The sequence below is a fragment of the Sulfitobacter sp. HI0129 genome (assembly GCF_001635395.1).
GTDB lineage: Bacteria > Pseudomonadota > Alphaproteobacteria > Rhodobacterales > Rhodobacteraceae > Sulfitobacter.
This window is the reverse complement of sequence record NZ_LWGH01000239.1, coordinates 1-5,696: the sequence shown is the minus strand read 5'-3', so window position 1 is coordinate 5,696 and position 5,696 is coordinate 1. Positions and strand designations below refer to the sequence as shown.

The window sequence follows — 5,696 nt, the reverse complement described above, 5'->3', positions numbered from 1 at the left end:
GCCCCGCCCGGACGAAGTGCTGCTGGGCTTCGGAGAGATGCGCTGCACCGAGAACCTGTCGCCTACCGGAGATTTGACGGAGGCGGCGGCGCGCCTATTCGACCTGCTGCACAGGCTGGATGCCACGGGGCAGCCCATCGCGGTGGCGCCGGTGCCGGGAACCGGGCTCGGTCAGGCCATCAACGACCGTCTGCGCCGCGCGGCGGCCCCCCGACCTTAGCCGTAAACGTCAGGCCCTGCCCGCCGAGGCCGACAGGGACAGCGGTTCGATCCCCACAGACCGCAGCGCGGCTTCCCATTTCTGTTCGTCGGGCAGGTCAAAGACGATCTTCGTGGTGGCATCGCAGGTCAACCAGCCGTTCTGGCCCAGTTCCGCCTCCAGCTGATCCGCGCCCCAGCCCGCATAGCCGAGCATGAGCAGCGCCCGTTCCGGCCCGCTGCCCGCGGCGATGCTGTCCAGCACGTCCTGCGTGGCTGTCATGGCGAAACCGCCTGACACCTGCAACGTTTTGATGGCAGAGACATAATCGTCCGAATGCAGAACGAACCCGCGTTCGGTTTCAACCGGTCCGCCGATATGCAGGCCGATGTCGCCGGACCCCGCCTCGATCTGACGCTCCATCACGTCGGAGAGTTTCAACCCCGGCGCGGGGCGGTTCACGATCAGCCCCATTGCGCCCTGATCGGAATGCGCGCAAAGATAGATGACGCTATGGGCGAACCTCGGATCGCCCATGCCGGGCATCGCCACCAGCAGCTTGCCTGTCAAATCCATGATGCGGCCTCCCCGTGGAATATCCGGTTTGCGTTGCTTCTTCCAAAGAATGGTCCTGCCCCGCTCTCATGGCAAGGGGGGCCCCTCGGGACCGGCGTAACCGGGCTGATGCAATCGTGACTTGGCAGTGTGGCCCGGATGAAAGATGAAGAGATAATGACCCACATGGCACCCTCGCTCCGCTTTTTCCTGTTTTCTGCCGTCTTCGGGCTGCTTGCGTCCCTGTCACCGGGCCCTGTGCAGGCCCAGATGATGCAAGGCTCGCCCATCCGGGCGGAGGTCCTTCCCGGCTGGGTCCAGCCCGACGGAACACGCATCGCGGGCCTGCGGATGACCCTTGCCCCGGGGTGGAAGACCTATTGGCGCGCGCCCGGCGATGCGGGGATTCCGCCCAATTTCGACTGGTCCGGCTCGACGAACCTGCGCTCTGTCGGGGTCTCTTTTCCGACACCCACGGTCTTCGAACTCTCCGGTCTGCGCAGCATCGGCTATTTCGATATGGTCATCCTGCCGCTGAAGATCACCCCGCTCAAACCCGGCGAACCGATCCAGCTTGAGGCGCGCGTCGAACTTGGCGTGTGCAAGGACGTTTGCCTACCCGAAACCCTTCGTCTGAGCCAGAAGCTGGACGATGCGAACCGGACGGTAACGCCCGCCATCGCCGCCGCCATCGCCGACCGGCCCGCCACCGCGCGGGAGGCCGGGGTGCGGGGGGTGAATTGTGCGCTCACGCCGCTCAGCAACGGTATCCGTCTGCAGGCAACGCTCGACTTGCCTTCGATGGGGGAGCCGGAGATCGTGGTAGTCGAACCCGGCAACCCCTCCATCTGGGCGAGCGAAACGACCAGCCAACGGGAAGGCGGCAAGCTGGTCACGAGGGGTGAGCTTGCCAACGCGTCGGGTGCGGCGATGGCAATCGATCGATCCGCCCTGCGGTTCACCGTGTTGGGATCGAAACGGGCCGTGGATATCCGGGGCTGCGACCCGGCTTCCTAGGTTCGGTATTCTTCAGGAAGCCGCGCGCCGCCGCGATCCCCGGACGAACTGCAGGATCGCCCCCAGGACATAGCCTGTTAATGCCAATGCTGCGGCACCTGCGACGAAGAGCGCCAATGCCGCGGCCAATGGCGCGCCCCCAGCGGGGGCAGGCAGCACCCCCGCAAAGAAAGGCAAAAGCGCACCCGTCCAGACGACCCATCCCAGCGTAGCCCCGGCCCAACCCAAGAGCAGCGCCACGGCGACCAGCAACCCTGCACGCAGCGATCCCACAGGGGCCGTCAGCCCGCGTTTCAGCGCCAGAATATGGCGGGAGACGTCGTTCTGCATCGCCATCAACGCAGGCACCACCAGCAGCACCAGTACCATGCCGAAGCCGAGGCCATAGACCAGCGTGATCACCGTGGGCTTCAGGAACTGCGCCTGCTGACTTTGCTCATAGAGCAGCGGCGCCATGCCCAGCACGGTCGTCGCCGTCGTCAGCATCACGGGCCGCAGCCGGTCGGCGGCGCCGTCGATGATCGAAGGGACCAGCCCCCGCGTGGCGGCGTATTCGTCGATCGTCGTTACCAGAACGATGGAATCGTTGATGATGATCCCCGTCATCCCCAAAAGGCCGACCACCGTGAACATGCTGAGCGGCACGTCCCACAGGGCATGGCCATAAATCGTGCCGACCAGACCGAAAGGTATGATCGCCATCACGACGATGGGCCGGGTCCAACTGCCGAAGATCCACGCCAGGACGAGGTAGATGCCGGTCAGGCAGAGGATCAGCCCGGTGAGCGCGTCGCTGAGGAAATCGCTTTCCTGTTCGCTGAGGCCGGAAAGCCGCCATTCCACCTGACGTTCGGATGCGATCCGGGGCAGGATGTCATCCTGCAGTGCTGCGGTGATGGCCGAGGCACGCGCCGGGTCGTCTTCGGAGATGTCACCGGTGACCGAGATCAGCCGCACCCCGTTTTCCCGTCGCACGGTGCTGAAACCGGTGCGGCGTTCGACGCTGACGATATCTGCCAGCGGCACGTAAAGGCCGCTGGGCGTACGCATCTGCGTGCGGTCGAGGAAATCCGCCGTCAACTCGCCTTCGGGCAGTTCCACCCGGATGGTGGCGGAACGCGGACCGTCGGGATAGGTCGCGGCCTCTATCCCGCCCAGCCTGTCCCGCAGCGCGCGGCCCAGGGCGTCGATGGTAAAGCCCAGTGCCTGACCCTGCGCGGTCAGATCGAGGATCAGCTCTTCCTTGTCATAGGCGAGGTTGTCCTGAACCGCGCTAACTTCGGGGTATTGTGCCAGCGCCGCCTGCAGATCCTGCGACGCGGCCTTGAGCGTATCGGTATCCGCGCCGTAGAACTGCACGTCGAGCGCATCGCCCCCCGGCCCCGACCTCCAGCCGCGAAAGCTGACCGTCTCCGCCAGCGGGTGGTTGACGACCCTTTCCTGAAGCTCACCCACAAAGGCGAAGCTGGAATAGGGGCGCAGATCCGCGTCGATCAGCTCGATGGAGATGCCGCCCAGCAGGTCCGGGTCCTTGCCGTCTGCCCCCGCCAGCCCGTAGCCCGAATTGCCGCCGATCTGCGCCATGACGTAGTCCAGCGGATTGCGCCCGTGGCGTTCTTCGTATTCCGCGCCCAACTCCTCCGTCGCGCGCTGCATTTCGCGCATCATGGCCAGCGTGTCCGCGCGGGTGGCACCTTCGACCATGGCGAAGTTTCCGGTGACGGAGCCGCGCTCCGGCGCGTTGAAGAACCGCCATTGCACGTCGCCTTGGATGAACAGCGCCGCTTGGCTGGCAAAGATCGCGATAACCCCGGCGAGCACGGCGTAGCGCGCGGTCACGACCCCTGCCATGAAGGGGCGGAAGAGCCGTTCTCGCACCCAGACGAAGCCACGGTTCACCACGCGGCTGGGCAGGTCGTACCAATGCTTGCGCCGTGCCGCGCGCATCGCATGGGCCATGTGGTTGGGCAGGATCAGGAAACATTCCACCAGCGAGGCCGCCAGAACCGCGATGACCGTAAAGGGAATATCCTTAATCAGGTCGCCGAAGTGCCCCCCCACGGCGACGAGACCGAAGAAGGCGATGATGGTCGTGAGCGTTGCGGCGAAGACCGGCATGGCCATACGCCGGGCGGCGTTTTCAGCGGCTTCCATCGCGCTTTCGCCCAAGGTCTGGAACCGGTAATCGGCATGTTCCCCCACCACGATGGCATCGTCCACCACGATGCCGAGCGTGATGATCAGCCCGAAGAGGGAGATCATGTTGATGGTAATTCCCCCCGCATACATCAGCGCGATGGCCGCGCCCATCGCCACGGGTATGCCAGCCGCCACCCAAAAGGCCGTGCGCGCATTCAAGAAGAGGAACAGCAGGGTCACGACCAGCCCGAGCCCCATCAGGCCATTGTCCACCAGCAGGTCGAGCCGCCCGGTGATCGCCTCCGCCCGGGTGCGGATCAATTCGACCGTGACAGAGGCCGGCACGGCGGCGCGCATCTGTGCGGCCACCTCCTCCACCGTTTGCTGGATACCGATGGCATCGCCCCCGTCCGAACGATCCACCCGGACGGAGATCGCGGGATCGGGCCCTACGAAAAAGCTTTCTTCCCGGTCGACCCCTTCCGCGGTGACGCGCGCGACATCCCCGATGGTCAGTTTCGATCCGTCGGGGTTGGAGCGCAGCACGATCTCTTCGATCTGCGTGGCGCTGCGCTTGGCCGTGCCGGTGCGCACCCTGGCGTTGGCGCCCGTCACGTCGCCTGCAGGGTCCGCATCGACCTCGGCGGCAATGGCGGCGGCGATCTCGGCCATCGAGATGTCGTTGGCCACCAATCGCGCCGATGGCACTTCGATCAGCGTTAGCGGAGCGGCCACCCCCTGAATGGTGGTTCGGGTCACTCCGGCGGCGAAAAGCCGGGTGACGAATTCATCGGCGAAGCGGCCCAGCTGTTCGGGATCGAGCGGGCCGGTGATCACCACATCGGTCACCCTGTCCCGCCATGCGCCGCGGCGCACGTTCGGCTCCTCCGCGTCCTCGGGCAGGGTCGTGACGGCATCAACCGCCGTCTGCACATCCGCGGCAGCGCGCGCCATGTCCCATCCCGGTTCGAAGTCGAGCGATACGGTCCCCATCCCTTCGCGCGAGGTCGCCGAGGACCCTTCGACGCCCTCGACCGAAAGCAACGCGGGTTCCAGCACCTGCACGATAGCGGTGTCCACGTCTTCGGCCCCCGCCCCCTGCCAGATCGTGGTGACGGAAACGCTGTCGACGATCACATCGGGAAAGAACTGCGCCCGCATGTTGGGGGCGGCGGCCAGACCGCTGACCAGAAGCAGGACCAGCAACAGGTTCGCCGCCGTGCGGTGCCGGGTAAAGTAGGACAGCAGGCCGCCGGGGCCACCGGGGGCGGGACGCATGGTCAGCCCCCCATCCGGTCTTCGATACGGGCCACCATGCGCGCGGGCACCAGCGGCTCCGCCAATCGCGCCAGCACGCGCGCCTTCGCGTCTTCGGGCATGCGCGTATTGCCTTCGACGAAAGCCACGAGACGCGCGCGCCGCTCATCCGAAAGCTCCAGCATCGCTTCGGCCCCGGGTTGCTGGCCCTCGGCAGCGGTGCCTTCTGCGTCTGCGGTGGCATCATCCTCCGGCGCGGGACGGCGCAGGGGGCGCACCCCGATCCCGGCCCCGAGCAGGGGTGAACGGGCCTCCACCACGTCGCGCCCGATGACAGGGCCGCGTACGAGAATATCGTCACCCTGTCGGCGTACCAATTCCACCGCGATCCCCTCGAGCCTGTCTTCCTCTGTAAGCACCAGCACCTCCCCCGTGGCGTCCATGGCCGCGGCCGGCAGTCGAATGACATCCGCCAGCGCGGGTTCACGCACGCGGACGGTCACGAAATCGCCCGGCTTGAAACCGACGG

Annotated in this window: 4 protein-coding genes and 1 pseudogene; 2 read left to right on the top strand and 3 right to left on the bottom strand. The window is 66.1% G+C overall.

Annotated features, from left to right (window positions below; genetic code table 11):
* Positions 1-220 (top strand): Sua5 family C-terminal domain-containing protein (locus A3764_RS04100; protein WP_330220511.1); only part of this gene is annotated, 220 nt, incomplete at its 5' end.
* Between the two features lie 9 nt (positions 221-229).
* Here the strand turns inward: A3764_RS04100 and A3764_RS04095 are convergent.
* The gene (locus A3764_RS04095) at positions 230-775 is read right to left on the bottom strand and encodes a YqgE/AlgH family protein (protein ID WP_067920053.1); all 546 of its coding nucleotides are present in this window, start codon (positions 773-775) and stop codon (positions 230-232) included.
* Positions 776-940: 165 nt separating this feature from the next.
* On the opposite strand from A3764_RS04095, the gene A3764_RS04090 reads away from it, so the two are divergent.
* Complete coding sequence (locus tag A3764_RS04090; RefSeq protein ID WP_067920057.1) at positions 941-1,771, top strand: protein-disulfide reductase DsbD domain-containing protein; 831 nt, start codon at positions 941-943, stop codon at positions 1,769-1,771.
* A 12-nt stretch (positions 1,772-1,783) separates the two neighbouring features.
* On the opposite strand, the gene A3764_RS04085 is transcribed toward A3764_RS04090, so the two are convergent.
* Both A3764_RS04085 and A3764_RS04080 read right to left on the bottom strand, forming a co-directional pair.
* Positions 1,784-5,188 carry an efflux RND transporter permease subunit gene (locus A3764_RS04085; RefSeq protein WP_067920051.1) on the bottom strand — a complete coding sequence of 1,135 codons (3,405 nt, stop codon included), beginning with the start codon at positions 5,186-5,188 and terminating at the stop codon, positions 1,784-1,786.
* A gap of 2 nt (positions 5,189-5,190) precedes the next feature.
* Positions 5,191-5,696, bottom strand: a pseudogene (locus A3764_RS04080) (efflux RND transporter periplasmic adaptor subunit); the annotation flags it as partial.

Coding starts and splice junctions, on each gene's coding strand:
- A3764_RS04085 (WP_067920051.1), bottom strand. CDS start 5,188: ATGCGTCCCGCCCCCGGTGGCCCCGGCGGCCTGCTGTCCTACTTTACC.
- A3764_RS04095 (WP_067920053.1), bottom strand. CDS start 775: ATGGATTTGACAGGCAAGCTGCTGGTGGCGATGCCCGGCATGGGCGAT.
- A3764_RS04090 (WP_067920057.1), top strand. CDS start 941: ATGGCACCCTCGCTCCGCTTTTTCCTGTTTTCTGCCGTCTTCGGGCTG.